This window comes from Verrucomicrobiota bacterium (genome assembly GCA_016200005.1).
Taxonomy (GTDB): domain Bacteria; phylum Verrucomicrobiota; class Verrucomicrobiia; order Limisphaerales; family PALSA-1396; genus PALSA-1396.
The window spans coordinates 1-17,910 of record JACQFP010000031.1 but is presented as its reverse complement, the minus strand read 5'-3'; the positions used below and the strand labels follow the sequence as shown (position 1 = coordinate 17,910).

22 protein-coding genes are annotated in these 17,910 nt (G+C 58.1%); 7 read left to right on the top strand and 15 right to left on the bottom strand.

Annotated elements, in window-relative coordinates:
- Positions 1–8: 8 nt before the first annotated feature.
- Entirely contained in the window at positions 9–1,139 is a 1,131-nt protein-coding gene (locus HY298_11230) for an alpha/beta hydrolase (GenBank protein MBI3850830.1), read from the top strand.
- 15 nt (positions 1,140–1,154) lie between these two features.
- On the opposite strand, the gene HY298_11225 is transcribed toward HY298_11230, so the two are convergent.
- The 8 genes from HY298_11225 to prmC all read right to left on the bottom strand — a co-directional run bounded on the left by HY298_11225 (position 1,155) and on the right by prmC (position 7,699).
- On the bottom strand, positions 1,155–2,102 hold the full coding sequence (locus HY298_11225; GenBank protein MBI3850829.1) for an amidohydrolase family protein: 948 nt from the start codon (positions 2,100–2,102) through the stop codon (positions 1,155–1,157).
- Positions 2,103–2,165: 63 nt separating this feature from the next.
- Entirely contained in the window at positions 2,166–2,648 is a 483-nt protein-coding gene (locus HY298_11220; protein ID MBI3850828.1) for a MaoC family dehydratase, read from the bottom strand.
- 105 nt (positions 2,649–2,753) lie between these two features.
- On the bottom strand, positions 2,754–3,260 hold the full coding sequence (locus HY298_11215; GenBank protein ID MBI3850827.1) for an LptE family protein: 507 nt from the start codon (positions 3,258–3,260) through the stop codon (positions 2,754–2,756).
- Between the two features lie 7 nt (positions 3,261–3,267).
- Entirely contained in the window at positions 3,268–4,254 is a 987-nt protein-coding gene (bamD, locus tag HY298_11210; GenBank protein MBI3850826.1) for an outer membrane protein assembly factor BamD, read from the bottom strand.
- A gap of 79 nt (positions 4,255–4,333) precedes the next feature.
- A complete protein-coding gene (locus tag HY298_11205) occupies positions 4,334–4,852 on the bottom strand; it encodes a hypothetical protein (protein ID MBI3850825.1) in 519 nt (172 codons plus the stop codon).
- A 105-nt stretch (positions 4,853–4,957) separates the two neighbouring features.
- Positions 4,958–5,362 carry a hypothetical protein gene (locus HY298_11200; GenBank protein MBI3850824.1) on the bottom strand — a complete coding sequence of 135 codons (405 nt, stop codon included), beginning with the start codon at positions 5,360–5,362 and terminating at the stop codon, positions 4,958–4,960.
- Positions 5,359–6,621 carry a UDP-N-acetylglucosamine 1-carboxyvinyltransferase gene (gene murA / locus HY298_11195; GenBank protein ID MBI3850823.1) on the bottom strand — a complete coding sequence of 421 codons (1,263 nt, stop codon included), beginning with the start codon at positions 6,619–6,621 and terminating at the stop codon, positions 5,359–5,361. The genes HY298_11200 and murA overlap by 4 nt, the downstream gene beginning before the upstream one ends.
- Positions 6,622–6,790: 169 nt before the next feature.
- Entirely contained in the window at positions 6,791–7,699 is a 909-nt protein-coding gene (gene prmC, locus HY298_11190; GenBank protein MBI3850822.1) for a peptide chain release factor N(5)-glutamine methyltransferase, read from the bottom strand.
- Between the two features lie 569 nt (positions 7,700–8,268).
- Between prmC and HY298_11185 the strand changes: the two genes are divergently transcribed.
- Positions 8,269–8,874: a LysM peptidoglycan-binding domain-containing protein gene (locus tag HY298_11185; GenBank protein MBI3850821.1), complete on the top strand. Its 606-nt coding sequence runs from the start codon at positions 8,269–8,271 to the stop codon at positions 8,872–8,874.
- Positions 8,875–8,967: 93 nt separating this feature from the next.
- A complete protein-coding gene (locus HY298_11180; protein MBI3850820.1) occupies positions 8,968–9,342 on the top strand; it encodes a hypothetical protein in 375 nt (124 codons plus the stop codon).
- A gap of 109 nt (positions 9,343–9,451) precedes the next feature.
- Here HY298_11180 and HY298_11175 read toward each other — a convergent pair whose 3' ends face one another.
- The 4 genes from HY298_11175 to HY298_11160 all read right to left on the bottom strand — a co-directional run bounded on the left by HY298_11175 (position 9,452) and on the right by HY298_11160 (position 12,125).
- The gene (locus tag HY298_11175; protein MBI3850819.1) at positions 9,452–10,240 is read right to left on the bottom strand and encodes an undecaprenyl-diphosphate phosphatase; all 789 of its coding nucleotides are present in this window, start codon (positions 10,238–10,240) and stop codon (positions 9,452–9,454) included.
- A gap of 90 nt (positions 10,241–10,330) precedes the next feature.
- Positions 10,331–10,729, bottom strand: a complete 399-nt coding sequence (locus tag HY298_11170; GenBank protein ID MBI3850818.1) for a hypothetical protein — start codon at positions 10,727–10,729, stop codon at positions 10,331–10,333.
- Positions 10,730–10,752: 23 nt separating this feature from the next.
- On the bottom strand, positions 10,753–11,058 hold the full coding sequence (locus HY298_11165) for a hypothetical protein (GenBank protein MBI3850817.1): 306 nt from the start codon (positions 11,056–11,058) through the stop codon (positions 10,753–10,755).
- Positions 11,046–12,125: a response regulator gene (locus tag HY298_11160; GenBank protein ID MBI3850816.1), complete on the bottom strand. Its 1,080-nt coding sequence runs from the start codon at positions 12,123–12,125 to the stop codon at positions 11,046–11,048. The genes HY298_11165 and HY298_11160 overlap by 13 nt, the downstream gene beginning before the upstream one ends.
- Here HY298_11160 and HY298_11155 point away from each other — a divergent pair.
- The 4 genes from HY298_11155 to HY298_11140 are packed head-to-tail and all read left to right on the top strand — an operon-like array spanning position 12,124 to position 15,207.
- Entirely contained in the window at positions 12,124–12,474 is a 351-nt protein-coding gene (locus HY298_11155) for a hypothetical protein (GenBank protein ID MBI3850815.1), read from the top strand. The two genes, HY298_11160 and HY298_11155, sit on opposite strands and share 2 nt — an antisense overlap.
- 52 nt (positions 12,475–12,526) lie before the next feature.
- Entirely contained in the window at positions 12,527–14,098 is a 1,572-nt protein-coding gene (locus HY298_11150; protein MBI3850814.1) for a hypothetical protein, read from the top strand.
- 10 nt (positions 14,099–14,108) lie between these two features.
- Positions 14,109–14,723 carry a gliding-motility protein MglA gene (locus tag HY298_11145; protein MBI3850813.1) on the top strand — a complete coding sequence of 205 codons (615 nt, stop codon included), beginning with the start codon at positions 14,109–14,111 and terminating at the stop codon, positions 14,721–14,723.
- A gap of 1 nt (position 14,724) precedes the next feature.
- The gene (locus HY298_11140; GenBank protein MBI3850812.1) at positions 14,725–15,207 is read left to right on the top strand and encodes a roadblock/LC7 domain-containing protein; all 483 of its coding nucleotides are present in this window, start codon (positions 14,725–14,727) and stop codon (positions 15,205–15,207) included.
- Positions 15,208–15,249: 42 nt separating this feature from the next.
- On the opposite strand, the gene HY298_11135 is transcribed toward HY298_11140, so the two are convergent.
- The 3 genes from HY298_11135 to proB form a co-directional block, all read right to left on the bottom strand.
- Entirely contained in the window at positions 15,250–15,489 is a 240-nt protein-coding gene (locus HY298_11135) for a CDGSH iron-sulfur domain-containing protein (GenBank protein MBI3850811.1), read from the bottom strand.
- Positions 15,490–16,039: 550 nt separating this feature from the next.
- Entirely contained in the window at positions 16,040–16,714 is a 675-nt protein-coding gene (locus HY298_11130; GenBank protein MBI3850810.1) for a MazG family protein, read from the bottom strand.
- Positions 16,715–16,789: 75 nt separating this feature from the next.
- Complete coding sequence (gene proB, locus HY298_11125; protein MBI3850809.1) at positions 16,790–17,866, bottom strand: glutamate 5-kinase; 1,077 nt, start codon at positions 17,864–17,866, stop codon at positions 16,790–16,792.
- Positions 17,867–17,910: the final 44 nt, after the last annotated feature.

Genomic DNA, 17,910 nt, shown 5'->3' with positions numbered 1-17,910 from the left:
ATTCCGCGATGACACCAGACAACTCCTTTCAGCTTCGCTGGGTGACTGGGTTTTTGGGTTTTATCGTGGCCTGGGTCGCGACGAGCGATGCTACAGCAGTCACCGATGAAACGCCTCCAACCTATCCACGGTTGGAGCGGACGAACCTGCTCATTTACCGAAACAGCAAGGGCGAAGTCCTGCCGGTTAAATCGAAGGCTGATTGGCAGAAACGCCGTGCTACCATTGTTGCGGCAATGCAGGAAGTCATGGGGCCGCTGCCGGACAAAGAAAAGCGTTGCCCGCTCGACGTGAAAATTGAGGAGGAGGTGGACTGCGGTTATTACATCCGACGGTTCATCACATATTCGTCCGAGCCAAATTCGCGAGTCCCGGCTTACCTGCTCATTCCCAAAGAAGCCTTGAAAGTGCGGAGGAAATTTCCCGCCATTCTTTGCCTGCACCAAACCCATGCGCTCGGCCAGAAAGTCGTCGTGGGTCTGGGCAAGAGTCCGCATGACGAATACGGCGTTGAACTCGTTCAGCGCGGTTATGTTTGCCTGGCCCCGCCGTATCCCTTGCTGGCCAACTACGCGCCCGACCTCAAAGCGCTTGGTTATCAGAGCGGCACGATGAAAGCGATCTGGGACAATATCCGCGGACTCGACCTCCTCGAATCGCTGCCGTTCGTGAAGAAAGGAAAATTCGGCACGATCGGCCATTCACTCGGCGGGCACAACTCGGTCTATACGGCCGTGTTCGATCAACGCATCAAGGTGATCGTCTCCAGTTGCGGGTTGGATTCTTTTCTCGATTACTACGACGGCGATCCAAAAAACTGGCAGCCCGAACGCGGCTGGTGCCAGACCCGTTACATGCTCAAACTCGCCGACTATCGCGGTCGGCTGGCGGACATCCCGTTCGACTTTCACGAAATGATCGGCGCACTCGCGCCGCGGCCGGTCTTCATCAATGCGCCGTTGGGCGACACGAATTTCAGATGGCGTAGCGTGGATGAAGTCGCCATGGCGGCTTCGCAGATTTATCAACTTTATAGTGTGCCGAAAAATCTCCGTGTCGAACATCCTGATTGCGGTCACGATTTCCCGGATGCGATGCGGCAGATCGCCTACCAGCTCTTCGATGAGAATTTGAAATGACCGGCGCTGCCCACTTCAAAGCCGGAACATCTTCTTCGCGTTTTCGTAGAGCAGTTTTCGCTCAATCGCCTTGCTGGCTGACAAACGCCGGATGGCGGCGATGGTTTGCGCGCCCTGACAACCGGGACCGCGTCCAATGGTGTCGGCGCAGTCGCTGCCATAAAGCAGTTTGTTCTGATGACGTTCCAAAAAGCCGTGCGTGAACTCCTCGTCGCGCGTCAACGCATTGAGTCCTGAACCGGCGGAGAGATCGCCATACATGTTCGGATATTCAGCCAGCCAACGATCGGTGATGCCGCCGGGTGTGACCTTGCCTTTCGGATAAAGGACTTTTTGGTCGTGGTTCTTGTCGATGTTGCCCCACCAGGTTTGCGCGTGGCCGATGAAGTTCACCTTCGGAAATTTCTCCAGGATTTTGTGGAAGCGTTCGAAGTGGAGATTGTAGGTCTCGTGTTGAAAATGGAGCAACACCGGAACGCGATATTCCTGCGCCAGTTCCGCCACCATTTCGATGGGCGGCGAATCACAGTCGATGCCGAATTTCTGTTCAGCGATGATCACGCCACCCAGTTTCAAATATTTTTCAATCTCGGCCCGCGCTTCTGGCAGGTCGGTCACTTCGTTGGCGCCAAAAACGTACTCCTTCGGCAATTGTTTGTGCATCGCCAGCGCGGTTTCATTGCCGCCGCATTGTGCGGCGAGGCCATTCGAGTTGCCGTCGTGAGTTGACGGCCGGTCAACCACACGGCCGGCGGGCAACAGAATCGTTTGTGTGATTCCCATCGCGCGTTGATGGGCGATCATTTGTTCGTCCGTCCGCCCGTGGTAGTTGGTGTGTTGATGAATGTCGATGATTGGTTCGGGCTTTTCGGCGGCGGGTTCGGCACCGTGAGTTGCCGCGGCCAAAAGTAACAGAGCGGAGGAAGCGAGAAATTCGCGGCGGGTCAGAGTTTGTGCATTCATGGCTGCGCTGGCTGAATCGAGAGTCTGACTTGCGGGCCGTCCGAACTCAAACCGCAAATGCGTCTATTCGTAAACCAGACGGCTGAGGGTTTCCGCCACGCAAGCCGGTTTGTCTTCACCCTTAATCTCGACGACGACTTTGTGTTTAAGCTGGATTGTGTTCGGCGCCTTCAACTCCGCCGAAATCAGGGCCAACCGCGAACGGACGTGGGAGTTGACCTTGACCGGCGCAGCAAACCGCACCTTGTCTGACCCATAATTGATTCCCATCACCAACCCTTCGGACGTTTTGGGATCGAGTGGAGGAACGCTCTGGTTCAAATGCGGAATCAGGGACAGCGTTAGGAAACCATGCGCGATGGTGGTCTTGTAGGGCGAAAGCCGCGCGGCCTTTTCGGGGTCGGTGTGGATGAACTGGTGATCGAGCGTGGCCCCGGCAAACTGGTTGATCCGTTCCTGCGTGATCTCCTGCCATTGCCCCACGCCTACTTCCTTGCCTTCGGCCTGTTGGAAGATTTCGAGCGCTGCTTCCGCTTTGGTTTTCATCGTTTCAATTTGTTTTGCCAACCAGGAAATCAATTTGAGCGGACTTACTCGCCAATCCAAAGGAAAAACAGTCAGGTTGCGATTTGCTCCTGCCAACAAGTCGCCTCACCACGAACCATCGGCCAGCAATGAAGTCGCGTTCTTGGCGAGATTATCGGCCAGCAACGGGATGGCCTGGCGCTCTTCGCTGGTCAGATCATTGCCCACACGCAGAGTGGTGAAGCCGGACACGGCGCGGTCCAGAATCACCTTGCCACTGCTCCGCTCGCGCGCGCTGATTTGCACCGTCATGTGCAACCGGTAATCGCGCACGGTGACAATGTCCGTGGGTTGAAAACTCAGCGGCGAGCGGGCGTAGTGAGTGATGACACCAGTCACGATGATGTCGCCGTCGCCGTGGGTATCGAGGCGGAACGTCCCGTCCTGCTGCAAATTCTTGCGCATCGCGTAAGTGACGGCTTCGCTGAGGCGCGGCTCCAGTGTTTGATTGGCGAACGGATTGATCTGGACTGATTTGGCGCCCGGGGCCAGGCCGTTGCTGGGGCCGAGCTTGTAACCGGCGCAGCCGGTCAGACCGAGCGCGACAAAACTTCCCAGGAACAGTGAACTCAATCGCATGTTACTTGCCCGCAGACACCGTCCGTTTCTTGAGTGTGTCGATGTGTAGCCGGGCGTCGGTGGCGTATTGGGACTTCGGGTCCTGAATCAGCACGTCGTTGTAATAAATCAACGCGCCGTTCAAGCGTTTGTTCTTCTCGTAAAACCGGGCGATCTGATAGCTGCCGCGCGCCTGTTCGGTTTTCAATGAGCCAACAATTTTTTGCGCCTGCGACACGCGGGGGTCGTCCGGATACAGCGTCATGAAATCGGTGAAGGTGGCGATGGCCTGCGCGGCGGTGTTCTGATCGTATTCCGCGGTCTTGGCTTGCTTGTTGTACGCCAGTCCCGCCCGGTAGAGCGCATCCGCGGCGACTTTTTTCTGGTCGTGATACCGGTCGGCGGCGCGTTCGTAGGCCTTGACGGCCTGGGGGAAGTCCGATTGTTTCTCGCGGGCGGCGCCGATGTTCATTTGCGCCTGCGGCGCCACGTCGCTGTACGGCCCGTTCTTGACAACCTTCTCGTACATCCCGGCGGTGCGTTCCATGGAGGGGAAGAACGGGATGTAGCCCCAGAGCTTGAACCATTGGCCGCCCAGGAATCGGTTGCAGATCGCGTACTGGCGCTGGAGGATTTCCTGGTAGTTTTCGATCTTCGGAAATTTTTCGAGGACGCGTTGATATTCCTTGAACGCCTTTTCATCCTGCTTCCGCGCTTCATAACAGCGCCCGACCAGATATTGCGCGTGCGGCGCGTAATCGGAAAGCGGCCATTGCTTCACCACGCGCCGCGCGGCTTTCCGAGCGAGGCTGTAATCTTTTTTGTCGAAGGCGGTCTGGGCCACCTCCAACTGGTCCTTGGCGCGGGTGCGTTGCCATTTACCTTCACCACCCACCGGCTCATAGGTCCAGCCTTCGCCCGCCCGAAAGATGAGCGGCGCCGGCGAACGCTGTGGGAAGGCCATCACGCAAAACGCGAGTAACAAGAAACGGACAGACCATCGTTGCATGGGGAAAGCGTAATGAGCGGGCTGAGGCAAGTCAAGAAGGGCGAACCTCCATGGCAATCCGAATCCAGGCTCCTTGGCCTCAACCCTTGTAAACAATCATCACGCCGTAATCCGTGATCAACTTCTGCGTGCCGACGTCCAGGTGCGTGTACGAAAGCGTGTTGATGCTGACGATGTTGGTTTCGCCGATCTTGCCCAGAAAATTGGTGACGATTTCATCAAAGCGGTCGTGACCGACCTCAACGCAATCCGTGTGCCGGATGGTTTTTACCCGCATCACCTTGTCGCTTTCCTTGGCCGCCACTTCGAGCGGTGCCAGCGGTTTTTCAATCAACTGCTCGGTCGGCTTGTTACGCACTGGCACCGAGAAGTGCTTGTCTTCTTTCGCCGCCGCCGAAGCGGCGATGGCGCTGGCCGGCTGGCCACCAGATGATCGCGGGGTGGCTACGGGTGCGGGCGCGGCTTTGAGATTGGCGGCCGTTGCCACGGGAATGACGATCGACTCGCCGCAGGAAGGGCATTCGATTGACTGGCCGGCCCCGCCGCTATCAACTGCCAGTTCCTGGTCGCAGTGCGGGCAATTAAAAATCACGTCCATAATTCAAATGCGTTGTTTGATGGCTTGCCTGTTGCCACCCTAAGTCTTCACCGTCAGTCTAGCCAGCAAAAAGTTCCTCGCTGGATTGCTCTTTGTGAAACTGACTTATTCGTACGTCTTTTCCAGTTGTTTCACGCGCTCGTAAACCGGCGACGCCGGCGTCGTCCGCTGCTTGACGCCAGCGAACACCCGACGCGCCTCTGCGGGGTCATCACGGGCGACAAGGACGACGTAATCCAACTCGATCCACGCGAGTCGCGGGTCGGTGACCTTGCTGCGGTACTGGCGCAACCAGTTCTTCAGACCGGCGGCGCCGCCCTTTTGCGCCGCCTGCAACGTCGGCTCCAAGGTGTAGGGCATGCCCGGCAATTGTTCCGGGACAACTTGCGCCGCCGTCGCCGCTTTTCGACTCGATTCCTTTTCGTCTCGGACCTTTTCCCAGTATAAAAAAAGTTCCCATCCACCGTAGAGGACGAGGACGATGACGAAGACGCTGATTACTTTTGTCATGATTCTTCCATCCGTTCGACGCGGGCACCCAGTTGCCGCAGTTTTCCATCAATATTCTCGTAACCTCGGTCCAGATGATAGACGCGCTTCACTTCGGTCCGGCCACGCGCCACCAGACCGGCAATCACCAATGCCGCCGACGCGCGCAAATCGCTGGCCATCACCGGCGCGCCGCTCAACGGTTTGCCGCCCTTGACGATGGCGCTCGGACCTTCAATGGCGATGTCCGCTCCCAACCGCGCCAGTTCGCTGACATGCATGAAGCGCGCTTCAAAAATGCGTTCCGTGATGATGCTGATGCCCTGGGTCAACGCCATCAACACCATCATTTGCGCCTGCACGTCGGTGGGGAAACCCGCGTAGGGCAGCGTGGTGATGTCCACCGGTTTCAAGCGACCATTGCGGCGCACCTTCAACGCCGAACCATTGCGCTCCACATTGACGCCGGCCTCGCGCAATTTGTCCAGCACCGCGTGCATGTGATCAGCGCGCGCACCCAGCAAAGTGACTTCCCCTCTCGTCGCGGCAGCGGCGATGGCGTAGGTCGCCGCCTCGATGCGGTCGGGAATCACCTCGTGCTCGGCGCCGTGCAACTTCTTCACGCCGGTGATGGTCACAGTGGGACTGCCCGCCCCCTGAACTTTCGCTCCCATCGCATTGAGGAAATTTGCGAGGTCCACCACTTCCGGCTCACACGCGGCGCTTTCAATCATCGTCACGCCGTCCGCCAGCACCGCCGCCATCATCACGTTGGCCGTGCCCAGCACCGTGCAACCGGCGCGCCCGCCGAGAAACAAATCCGCGCCCGCCAGCCGCCTGGCCCGCGCCTGAACGTAGCCACCTTCAATCTTGATTTTTGCTCCGAGCGCTTCGAACCCTTTCAAATGCAGATCAATCGGGCGCGCGCCGATGACGCAGCCGCCGGGCAGTGATACCGTCGCTTTCCTCAACCGGCCCAACAGCGGTCCCATGATACAGATCGAGCCGCGCATTTTACGGATCAACTCGTAATCGCCCACACCTTGAACCTTCTCCGCCTGCACGCGCAGCGTGTCGCCCTCCAAGTTTACCTTCGCGCCGAGCGACGTCAGAATCTGCCCCATGAATTCCACGTCGGTCAGTTTCGGCACGCGGCGGATGACGCACGGCTCAGCGGTGAGCAACGTCGCGGCCATGATCGGCAGCACGGCGTTCTTCGCCCCGCTGATCGTGACCTCGCCGCGCAACGGCACGCCACCTTTGATCATCAAGCTGTCCATGCAAAATCAAAAATGAATTCAACACCAACATTGACGCCCGCGTTGACCAACCCGCCCGTCGAATGCGGACGATTCGCCCGTAGCCGCCGAGGTAACGAGGCGGACTCCGGCTGTAATGCCCCGATATTTTCCGCCTCGTTACCTCGGCGGCTACTTTTTTAACGAGCGGCTAACCTGTCGGACGCGCCACTAAAATTCTCGGTTGCCGACTGTAATCCTCCTGCACCGCTTCGACAACCCACTTTTGTTGATGAAAGATTTCGCTCACCTTGTCGGACTGCCCATCACCCAGTTCCAACATGATTCGTCCGTCCGGTCGCAAATACGGCGTGGCTTCCTTGGCGAGCCGCCGATAAAAATCCAAACCTTCCGTGCCGCCGTCCAACGCCAGCCGCGGATCATGATCGCGCACTTCGGGAGCCAGAGTGGCGATGGTCGCGCTCGAAATGTAAGGAGGATTGGCGACGATGAGGTTGAAGCGCACCCCGTTCGGCAAGGCGGCAAAACCATCGCTGGCAAGAAACTGAATCCGTGCTTCTACGCCATGTCGGACTGCATTTTGGCGGGCTAGTTCCAATGCTTCGCTCGAAATATCGATGGCGAACAATTGTGCCGTCGGACATTTGATCGCGAGCGTGATGGCCAGACAACCGCTGCCCGTGCCGAAGTCCAAGGCCGTTGGAGTCCAGCCTTCAGGCTGTTCGGAAAGCGGCGCACGCTGAAGCGTGGACTCCAACACCGTGGGCTGTTGGTGGAGAAACTGCCACGCGCGTTCGGCGAGCAGTTCGGTTTCCGGACGCGGAATCAGCGCGTGGCGATTCACGGCCAGCTCCAGACCGCAAAACGAAGTGGTGCCAACGATGTGTTGCAGCGGCTCACGATGGCCGCGCCGTCTGACCAGTTCGCGGAGCCTGTCGAGTTCGGCAGACGTCAGCACGCGCTCGAAATTCAGATACAACTTCATACGCGGAAGGCGGAGCAAATGCGCCAGCAGTAGTTCAACTTGTAGTCGCGGCGATTCCACACCCTTTTTGGTCAAGAACTCCGAACTGCGATGAATGACTTCCAGAACCGTCACGCGGCCAGCTTAAATCCAAAGTGCGAAGCCAAAAGTCCAAAGTTGCAGGGACGGGCTTACTTCACTCCTCCTGGTTAGACGCCTGCTTAGAGGCTAATTTCCTTTAGGGGGTTTGGCACTTCGGACCAGAAGGCTGCCGGCGATGATAAGCAAAATGCACAGTCCGGGACATGCAAAGAACCATAAAGCTTCGAGGGCCTCCAAGATATGAAATCCCTCCTTCGGCGTGATAGGTCGTGTATGCAATTGTGCTAGAAGCTGTCTGAAAGAAATTCCGATACAACCAAGGGCGACGATAGCAGACGTGCCCAAGACAATGAATACTGCGCCGTATTTCTGAGTTGAGCATGAGATTCTAGTCATACATATTGTCCACTGATGCCAAAGCTATAAATACTCAACGAAGTTGGTCCTATCAAGGTTCATGGCTCCGAGTTTGAGCTTGCGAACGTGTCGCGTCCAGAGGAATTCCACAGCCGGTGACTACGCTGCCAGATCGGATCACTGCTGCGCCAGATTCCCGAACTTTGAACCTTGAACTCGGAACGCGACCTTTCTATGTTCCACCTATGAAACGGATTTCCATTTTTCTCATTGCCAGTCTCCTCTCAATCACACCCGCCCTGCGGGCTCAGGACGCCGCCGCTGCCGCCGCCAAGGCCGACCGCGACGCGGCGGAAGAACGTTACAAACGCCTCAGCAGCGCGGTGGACGACTTGCTCGCCGCGCAGACGGAGCAGCAAAAGCGCATCGCCGCGCTTGCGAAGGAAATTGAAAGTTTGCGCGAACAGCAGTCGCGTCCCCGCGCCAATTATGCCAGCGAAGAAGATTTGCGACACCTTGCCGAAAAAATCCAGGAGATCGACAGGAAACGGGCGGATGACAAGGAGTTAATCTTGAAGGAAATCAGCAAGCTTGGGAAAGCAATAACCGCTCCGCCACCGCGTTCGAAGGCGCCAGTGACCGACACCGCTCCGACGGCAACGGCCGACCGAGGCAAGGGCTACGAATACGAGGTCCAGTCGGGCGATACGTTATCGGTCATTGTGCAGGCTTACCGGGAAAAAGGCATCAAAGTGACGGTGGACCAAATCCTCAAGGCAAATCCAAAGCTGGAGCCGACGAAGTTGCGGGTCGGCCAGAAAATCTGGATTCCGTCACCGGAGAAACCTTGAGACCGGAAGGCGGAAACCGGATGTCGGAAGACGGAAATCAAAAGCGCCAAACTGATTGCTGATTACTGATGACCGATTTCTCTTTCCAATGTTATGAAATCCCTGCGTCGCATTCACACGTTCCTCGGCTGTTTCTTTGCCCCGCTGCTTTTGTTCTTCGTGGGAACGGGCTGGTACCAGACGATGAATCCCGACCGCAAGAAAGGCAGCAGCGAGGCTGACACGCTGGTGACGCGGTTGAGCACGGTGCACGTGGAGCAGCATTTTCCCAGCGGCTCGGCGCAAGCGTACCACACCGCGTGGTTTCGTTATCTCGTGGTCGTGATGTGCGTGGCGCTGATCACGACGATTGCGTTGGGCATCGTGCTGGCGTTTCGCTCTAGTCGGCAGCGCTGGCCAATCTGGCTCTCGCTGGCGCTGGGGATTCTCGTGCCGATGATTTTGCTGTGGCTGGGACAACAGCGTTAAGGCTTTTCGCTGACGAAATGGTCGCGCAACTTCCACCCGCAGATTGTTCGCATCGAATAACCTGGTGGAGCAACCACTACGCCGCAATAATGGGGGACCCGCACGGTGGTCAACGAAACAAAACGAGCAGCAGAATCCCCAGCGCGATGCGATACCAGCCGAACGCCGTGAAGGTGTGCGTCTGGATGTAGTGCAACAGCCATTTCACCGCGATGAACGAAACGAGGGCGGCGACGATTGTTCCCAGGCAAACCATCCCCCAATGTTCCGGGACCGCGTCCGGTGGCGGGTGATGCAGCGCTTTGAAGATTTTCAATCCGCCCGCCGCCAGCATTGTTGGGATGCCGACCAGAAACGAAAACTCCGTGGCCGCCGGACGGCTCAAGCCCATTGCCAGCGCCAGCAAGATCGTCGCGCCAGACCGCGAGGTGCCGGGGAACACAGCGGCGATCAGTTGACCGACCCCAACGACCAGCGCCACCGTCCAGGTCACTTCTTCGCGCAACGGTTTGCCGCGCAGCCAACGCTCAACCGCGACGAACAGAATGCCGCCGACCAGCAACGCCCAGGCGACAGGGGTGGAGGTTTCCGGCAGCTTGAAATGTTTTTTTTCGAGCACAAATCCCACGACCCCCGTCAACCCAAATGCCAGCAGGATTTTCAGAAGGAAGCGGCGCGTTTCCGATTCCTGCAACCGGAAGAGGATTTGCTGGCAGCGGATGGAAAAGAGCGGAATCACCGCCAGCACCGCGCCGCATTGAATGACCACGTTGAACAAATCGGTCTGACGCGGCAGCCAGCGTTCGGCAATCAGCAGATGTCCGGTCGAAGAAACTGGAATGAACTCGGTCACGCCTTCAATGACCCCGAGCAAAATGACAGCGATCCAGTCTGGCACGCGCCGTTTAGACGATAAATTGCCGCCGTTGACAAGCGGCAAATCCTGGTCCGTAAGGAAGCAACCTGTACAAGGTCGCTGCTGCTTTGCCTATCCGCCAAACATCGAGGAGCGGAGGGATTTTTCGCCCAACTGCATCTGCTTGACCTTGAGCTGGCCCAGGATGGAATGCCAGCCGATGTAAATCCGGTGCCACTGACTTTCCAGGCTGCGCAGGTTGCCTTCGTGCAATTCGCTGAGGTAGCGCAGCGAGGGGGCGCTGGAGATCAGCGAGAGCACGTCTTCGCGGGTGGGGGAAAAGACATCCATGGCGGCGAAAATCACCTCCAGCTCCTGGGTGATGATGCTCTTGATCTCCAAGAATTGGTTTTCATCATCCGGGCCGAACTTCTTGCCGCGGGCCAGATTGACGAAGTGATTGAATTGCTTCCAGCACTCCAGATAATTTTCCATCTGCTGGATGACCCGGTCCAATTTTTTATTGCGCATAAGCAGGTTGCTTGGAGTTCGATTCAGTTTTGCGGAGCGGCCACTTCGGGCGGCGACAAGAATACGACCGCGCCGCCGCGCAACTCGCGCGCAGTCACCGTCAGACTGGAAAAGTGGACGATGAGTTCGGACAGCGGCAACTGCGCGGCTTGCGCCGAATTGAATGCGGCCAGCACCTGGTCGCCGATTTCTTGCAGAAACGACACCGGATACGACTGCGCCACCGTCGAGATAATAATCCGCCCTTCGCGATCCAGCGTAAAGCTCCCGGAAGGAAGCCGTAAGAGTGGCGCCGCGGGGGGTTTGAAGATTTGACTCAGGAAGCCCATTGATTGAGAATCTTTTTCATCGTTTCCCGGATTTTTCCGCCGGACATGTTATGATTCCACCCGATGCACAGCTCCGCGTTGCCGCGCGGCACAATCGCGACGTGGCGCTGTGGCCCCAGGCATTCGACCTGGTTGAGTTGTCCCGCCCGCAGGCGATCCCCCAGTGACGTTAAACGGTCCATCATTTGCCGCGCCCAATCCGCCATCGGCTGCGGGTTCTCCAGACCGTGGGCTTCGAACTGTTTCGGGTCGGTGTGGTTGGTTTCCAGGGCGAATTCCACACCGTGACGACGCATCAGCGCCGCCAGCGGCGAGACGGGCGTGGCGTCCGGCCCGGCCGGCGTGGCCGAAGAGGTGATGACTTCGGTGTCATGGGCTTTGGACTCGTCAAACGCCTGCGCAGTTTCGAGCAGCAACGCCTGATAGGAATTGAAAATGGTCCGGGGCCGGGCCGGTTCGGCCGCCAGCGTTTCAAACAAGCCGGTTTTCCAGGCAAGGATCGCCCGGAAAGCCGGTTCGCCCGTCAAGTCGTCCGTCGTCGCATCAATCAACTCGCCGTTTTGAATCCAGATCCTGGCCGTTTGCGGGCCGTTGGAGATTTTCAGCACCGCGGAGCTTTGAGAAAGACACTCCAACTGGAGGATATCGACCAGGCTCTTGCTTTGCATGCCGCGAAAGCCGCTTTGCGCCTCGCGACCCAGCAGCGACTCCAGACAATCCAGGAAGAGTTTGATTTCTTGTTCCGTGCCCGGCTTTTGCCAGAACTGGTCCACTCCGAGGGCGTAAACGCGCGAACGGAACTGTTCATCCATGATGGCGGTCAACACCACGGTCCGCAATTGCGGATGCTTGCGACGGACGATGGACAAGACCTGGAGGCCGTCCATCTTGGGCATTTTGAGGTCGCAAATCAGCAAGGTGAACGGCTCGTCCTCCAGCAGCGCCAGCGCGCGCGCGCCGCTGGCGGCGGTGTGAATCTCCGGTTGGCTGGGCAGCTTGGACAGGATCTCGCGATACATGACCAGCAGGTCTTGATCATCGTCCACCAACAAAATTTTGTGGTTCATGGCCATCGTCACGTTCGGCACATACGCTCGCTGGCTCTATAAAGACTCGTCGCGCCGGAAAAAGCAAGCCGGGGAAAATAAAGTTGTCCGGAACTCAAAATCGGCGTATCGAGGTGCGGCGGCCGGTGCGCCGGGGGAGGCCGAAGAGCGCGCCCGCCGCGCGAGGTTGCTGCAGGTGGCGGCCCCAGGTTTGCTATATCGTGCTGGGTGGTCGGCGAGATCCGTTCCGCGCGCAGGGAGAGGGAACAGTGGGTTCTCTCTTTCCAAGTTTGATGTCCTGTTTTTTAACGACCGGGTTGTCAGCTTGTCCCATTTTGAAACTTTTGAAATTGACAGCACGGTCAAGTAATAAAATATCGACGAAACCCATTGGCTCTGCCAAATTGCGAACAAGGCAAAAAATGTTCCGCTTTATAAAAAAACTTTTGGGCAGCCCGGTGCAAGCCGCGGCTCAAGTCCAGCCGATGTCCAGCCCTGCTACGTCAGCCGCCAGCGGAACACGTCAACCCCTGCCGGCGCCTGCCGTTCGCACGCTGGCCCGGCTGGCTTTGCCGTTGAACGCCATCCTGGCCCAGTTGCCGGGAGATTTGCAGGCCCGCGTCAATCAATCCTACGCCACCCAGGTGGATGTGCTCCTCGCCACGGAAAAGATTCTTCCGCAACTCGCCCGCGGTTCGGTGAAACTCTCTTTTGGTGAACTGCGCCGGGCGGCGCCGCCAGGAACTTTCTCCGACCAAGACGATCTGGACCAGGTCCTCGTGGAGTTGCCCTTGTCCGAGATTCTTTCCCGCTTGGATCCCGCGCTGCTGGCGCGGCGCCCGCCGCAAAAAAAAGTCGAACCGCCGGCGGGAATCGCCGGCCCATTTGGTGCCAAAGGCCAGGGGTTGGTCATTGGCGCCCCGCCTTCCCAACCTTTTACCGCGCCCACGCAGGCACCGGCGGCACCCCGCCCGCGGCCGGCCCTCCAACCGGCGCCAGAGCCGGTCCAGGCGCCCGCTGCCATTCCCGCCCCGGCGGCGCTTCGCGACCTGGCCGTGTCGCCGGCCGCAGCACCGCGAGAGCCGTCGGCCCCGGTCGCCGCGCCGACCGTCGCCCGGGAACCCGACTATTTGATGGTTGTCCTCGGCGAGTTGAGCCAAACCTGGCCGGAGGGCGTGCGTCAGGAGATTCTCCAGCTCAATCTGTCCGGTGCCATCGTGGCGTTGCCCATGGACGTGCTGGCAAATGAATTGAAGCATGGCAAGGTGACATTCACCTGGAAGCTGCTTCGTTCCATGATTAAGCCGCTGCCAGTCGCCGCCGCCGCGTCCGTGCATGACGGAATCGTTTTGGACTTGCCATTGAAAATCATTGCGCCGCTTTTCCTGGCCCGCCAACGCGCCAGCAAGTCCGCGGTCAAGGTTCCCCTTGCTCAAGATATCCCCGATTTGTTTTCCAGTTCACTTGCGCAACCGGCTGCGACCAGCGCGCCGCAGTTCATTCCGGCCAAGCCGGCACCTACCCGCCGCGAGGAAGAAACAAATTATTATATTTGGGGCGACGATGCCGACAAGCCGGTGGATTTGGCGTCGGTTTCCAAACCCGCCGCGGCGCCCGCCCCACCCGCCACGGATTTTCTGAAGCGTTTCCCGACGCCCAATGAAATTGTCCGCAAAGCCGCCGCTCTGGAAGGCGTGGCGGGAACGCTCATCGCTCTGGCGGATGGACTGCTGGTGGCCAAGGAACTTCCGCCCGACATGAACGGCGAAACGCTGGCCGCTTTTCTGCCGCAAATCTTCGGCCGCACCAGCCAGTCGGCGCGGGAGCTTAAAATGGGGGAGCTGAACAACCTCAACTTTACCGTCGGGAACACTCCGTGGAAAATCTTCCGGGTCGGCGGCATGTATTTCGCGGCCTTTGGTCGCGCGGGAGAGCCATTACCGACCGCCCAACTGGTCACGATTGTGGGCGAACTGGATCGGAAAACCAAGTAACCAAAAACTTATGGCGATCATCAACCAGGCAACCAAAGAACTTCAGGTCAAGATTGTCTATTACGGGCCGGCCATGGGCGGCAAAACCACCAATTTGGTGCAGGTGCACGATCACGTGCAAACCGCCCAGGGCAACAAAGGCAAGTTGGTTTCGCTGGCCACCAGCTCCGACCGCACACTGTTCTTCGATTTTTTGCCCATCGAAGCCATGTCGATCAAAGGCTTCAAAACCAAGTTCCAACTTTACACCGTGCCCGGCCAGGTCATTTACAACACCACCCGGCAACTGGTCTTGCGCGGCGTGGACGGCATCGTCTTTGTAGCCGATTCGCAATACGAAAAGATGGCGGAAAACGTCGAGAGCTTTGCCAACCTGGAAGAGAACCTGAAGACCCTGAAACTTAATCTGTCGGACATCCCTTATGTCCTCCAATTCAACAAACGCGACCTGCCCAATGTCGCCCCGGTTGAATACATGGAATATCTGCTCAACAATCGCGAGGTGCAAGTCCCCACCTTCTCCTCCACCGCTCACAAGTGCGAAGGCGTCTTCGAAACCCTCAATATGATCACCCGCCTCCTGCTGAACAAATTCATCAGCCAGGGGACCCGCACACCTGCGTGATATGCCCACGCTGCCTCAACTGATTGAGGAGGACATCCGCCAACTCGACCAGATTCTAAAAGAATTGCTGGCCAGCAGCGAAGCCACGACCGCCCTCATCATCGACAAAGGCGGTTTCCTCATCACGCACAAAGGCGAATCGGAAGAATTTGATCTCACGACCATCGCCGCCCTGGCATCCGGCGCGTATATGGCCAACCAGACCATCGCCAATCTGGTTCGCGAAAACAACTTCAACAGCGTTTACCAACAGGGCGAGAATTTCAGCATGTTCGCCAGCAACATTGATGAACATTGTCTGCTGGTGGTCATCTTCAAAGCCAGCGTCAGCGTGGGCGCGGTGAAATATTACGCCATCTCGGCGGGCGCGCGCGTGGCCGATCAACTCAAGCTCGCGCATCAACGCGATCCCAACGCCAGCCTCGACCTCTCCGTCCTCAACCTCACCGACACCAGCAGCGTGTTCCGGAAGAAAAGCGCCTGAGTTCCGCCGCCGCGCCGGCGAGCAGTCCGTTGATCGACAGGGTCAAGGCAACCGGCTGTGGCTGCCGTCGCAAAACGGTTTGTTCTGCGAATGTTTGCAACCGCACCAGGCGACCTTCTTCGACTCCCCAATGTCCACCTTCATCGGCGCGAATCCGGTCCCTTTGTGCGAGCCGTCACAAAACGGCTGGCTTTTGGAACGACCGCAGGCGCACCACCAGTAACTGCCGGGCTTCGTGTCCTGAACATACGGGAACTTTTGAGCGATGATTGCTTCAGTCATAATTGATTGGATTTTCTGGTGATGAAAATACGTCTGGCCGCCGGCAAATCAAGCGGCAAGCGCATTCACTCCGTAGGTCGTGCGGATTTCCAAGGCGAACAAAAGCGTGCGAGCAAGAGGCGGACAGATTCATTGGGCGCGGAGTTGCAGAACGCGGGCCGGGCATTCCCCGGTCTTGGGTTCGTAATCGGGGGATGCTGATGTCGCCATAGGGCTGGAGACCGTGGCTGAGGAGTGTTTCGGCGGCCACGCCGACGCGCAGCCGTTTGGAGCCGATGGACACGCGTCCGTCCAGGCCGATTCTGAGGGCGATGTGCACACTCCGGATATGAGGCCGCCGGCCGCCCCGCGGGGTGGGGCGCAGCGCGCTGCGTTTTTCCCGGTGGGTGGCCCGGTGCGGCGCGCATCAGCTCGATGGAAAACTCATCCGGAACGTCGATCATGTCCAGCAGGACGCGGTCTCCTTTCTTCAGCGCGGTGGAGTAGTTCACCAAAAGTTTCGCCAGTTTTGTGTAACGTGGATCGCTCATAACATTAATCTGGGGAAAGGCTAATTCACATTTTTGTTTTGTCGAGGCGCCGGCGACATTTCAATCTGGCGCAACCTGCGTTCACGTTTTCGGATCTCCGTGGACAGCAGTTCTTCGACCGACCAGCCGTGCAATTGCGCGTAGGCTACGATATCAAAAAACGTCGGGCCGATCTCGGATCTTTTCGGGCCACGCCCAGGCTTCACTCGCGCCAGTCCGGCCTTGCGCGCTTTCTTCACGAGCTTCTCCGCGCGCAACAGGGCAGGCAGATGTTTTGGAATTCCGTCGAGCGCGGATGGACGCGCGTGTTTCGTCCCATGCTTCTCGGCATGTTTGATCTTCTCCCAGTTCGCCCAAACCTGATCGACGTTCTTCACCTTGACGTTGCCAAAGACGTGCGGATGGCGGCGGATCAACTTGTCCACGATGTGCCGGCAGACTTTTTCAAAATCAAATGCGCCGCGCTCCTTCGCCAGTTGACAGTGAAAAACCACTTGCAACAGAACGTCACCCAGTTCCTCAACCATTTCTTGGTCGTCGCCGGCCTCGATGGCGTCGAGCAATTCATAAACCTCCTCAACGGCGTGCCAACGCAGCGACTTGTGATTCTGTTCGCGGTCCCACGGACAGCCGGTGGGCGAACGCAGCCGGGCCATGACGCGCAGTAGATCCTTCATGGCGGAATGCTTTTTCATTTTGTTCCCGTAGTTGCGTTCGTCAGAGCGCGGCCGTCTCCAAGGTTTGATTTAGCCGCGTTCTCACGAACGCAGCTACAGGATCACGAGATTGTCCCGGTGCACCACTTCGACACGATTTAGCTGCCTCCCCTGAACGGCCTTCGAATCGAAGTCGGAAATGCCCCGGGCGAACTCCGTGCCGTCGAGATCGCAAATCCGCACCACTTCGCCCGCGGTGAAGTCGCCCTCGCACCGCGCGATTCCCGGCGGCAACAAACTTTTCCCCTTCTCGCGCAACGCGACCTTGGCGCCGTCATCCACGAACAGCGCGCCTTTGGGATGATGGAAAAACGCAATCCAACGCTTGCGCCCCTGAAGTTTGATCGGTTGCGGGATGAAGAGCGTGCCCTCGTCGAGTCCATCCAGGATATTCGCGAGAACCTCTTTCTTTTTACCCGATGCAATCACCAGCGGAATCCCGGCGCGCGTGACCATTTTGGCCGCCTGGATTTTCGACGCCATCCCTCCGACGGCTGTGGCGCTATCCGTTCCACCCGCCAGTTTTTCCACTGCTTCGTCAACACGCTCGATCGTCGCGATGGTTTGTGGATTTGCCTTGCCGAAATTTTCAATCACACCATCCACCGTCGTCAAAATCACGAGCAAATCCGCCGGCAACAGCGCGGCGACGAGCGCGGAAAGTCTGTCGTTGTCGCCAAACTTCAATTCGGTGAACGACACGGCGTCGTTTTCATTGATGATGGGCACGACGCCGCGCGCGAGCAATTCGACGAGCGTGTTGCGCGCGTTGAGGTGACGCTCGTGGTGCTCCAAGTCTTCGTGCGTGAGCAAAACCTGCGCGACATGAAGATTGAATTTCGCAAAAAGTTTTTCGTAGGCCGCCATCAACCGCGATTGCCCGACGGCGGCGCAGGCTTGAAGTTCCGCGAGGCTTGCCGGGCGTTTTTCGAAACCGAGCACGCCCATTCCCGCGCCGACCGCGCCGGAGCTGACGATTAAAATTTCCTTGCCCGCCTGCCGCTGCGCCGCGATTTGCGCGACGAGCTGTTCCATCTGCGCGGCGTCAGGCTGCTTGCTGCTGTCCGTCAAAACGCCCGTGCCGAGCTTGACGACAATTCGCGTGACATTTTTTAGCAACTCGCTTCGCACCCGGTGAAGATAAGGCAAAAGGAAAAAGGAAAAAGGCAAAATCG

Excerpts from the sequence above, each read along its gene's own strand:
- HY298_11205 (MBI3850825.1), bottom strand. The coding sequence starts at position 4,852 with ATGGACGTGATTTTTAATTGCCCGCACTGCGACCAGGAACTGGCAGTT.
- HY298_11225 (MBI3850829.1), bottom strand. The coding sequence starts at position 2,102 with ATGAATGCACAAACTCTGACCCGCCGCGAATTTCTCGCTTCCTCCGCT.
- HY298_11130 (MBI3850810.1), bottom strand. The coding sequence starts at position 16,714 with ATGAAAAAGCATTCCGCCATGAAGGATCTACTGCGCGTCATGGCCCGG.
- HY298_11145 (MBI3850813.1), top strand. The coding sequence starts at position 14,109 with ATGGCGATCATCAACCAGGCAACCAAAGAACTTCAGGTCAAGATTGTC.
- HY298_11220 (MBI3850828.1), bottom strand. The coding sequence starts at position 2,648 with ATGAAAACCAAAGCGGAAGCAGCGCTCGAAATCTTCCAACAGGCCGAA.
- HY298_11165 (MBI3850817.1), bottom strand. The coding sequence starts at position 11,058 with ATGGGCTTCCTGAGTCAAATCTTCAAACCCCCCGCGGCGCCACTCTTA.
- HY298_11160 (MBI3850816.1), bottom strand. The coding sequence starts at position 12,125 with ATGAACCACAAAATTTTGTTGGTGGACGATGATCAAGACCTGCTGGTC.
- murA (MBI3850823.1), bottom strand. The coding sequence starts at position 6,621 with ATGGACAGCTTGATGATCAAAGGTGGCGTGCCGTTGCGCGGCGAGGTC.
- HY298_11185 (MBI3850821.1), top strand. The coding sequence starts at position 8,269 with ATGAAACGGATTTCCATTTTTCTCATTGCCAGTCTCCTCTCAATCACA.
- HY298_11230 (MBI3850830.1), top strand. The coding sequence starts at position 9 with ATGACACCAGACAACTCCTTTCAGCTTCGCTGGGTGACTGGGTTTTTG.
- HY298_11200 (MBI3850824.1), bottom strand. The coding sequence starts at position 5,362 with ATGACAAAAGTAATCAGCGTCTTCGTCATCGTCCTCGTCCTCTACGGT.
- HY298_11155 (MBI3850815.1), top strand. The coding sequence starts at position 12,124 with ATGGCCATCGTCACGTTCGGCACATACGCTCGCTGGCTCTATAAAGAC.
- HY298_11135 (MBI3850811.1), bottom strand. The coding sequence starts at position 15,489 with ATGACTGAAGCAATCATCGCTCAAAAGTTCCCGTATGTTCAGGACACG.
- HY298_11170 (MBI3850818.1), bottom strand. The coding sequence starts at position 10,729 with ATGCGCAATAAAAAATTGGACCGGGTCATCCAGCAGATGGAAAATTAT.
- bamD (MBI3850826.1), bottom strand. The coding sequence starts at position 4,254 with ATGCAACGATGGTCTGTCCGTTTCTTGTTACTCGCGTTTTGCGTGATG.
- HY298_11150 (MBI3850814.1), top strand. The coding sequence starts at position 12,527 with ATGTTCCGCTTTATAAAAAAACTTTTGGGCAGCCCGGTGCAAGCCGCG.
- HY298_11140 (MBI3850812.1), top strand. The coding sequence starts at position 14,725 with ATGCCCACGCTGCCTCAACTGATTGAGGAGGACATCCGCCAACTCGAC.
- HY298_11180 (MBI3850820.1), top strand. The coding sequence starts at position 8,968 with ATGAAATCCCTGCGTCGCATTCACACGTTCCTCGGCTGTTTCTTTGCC.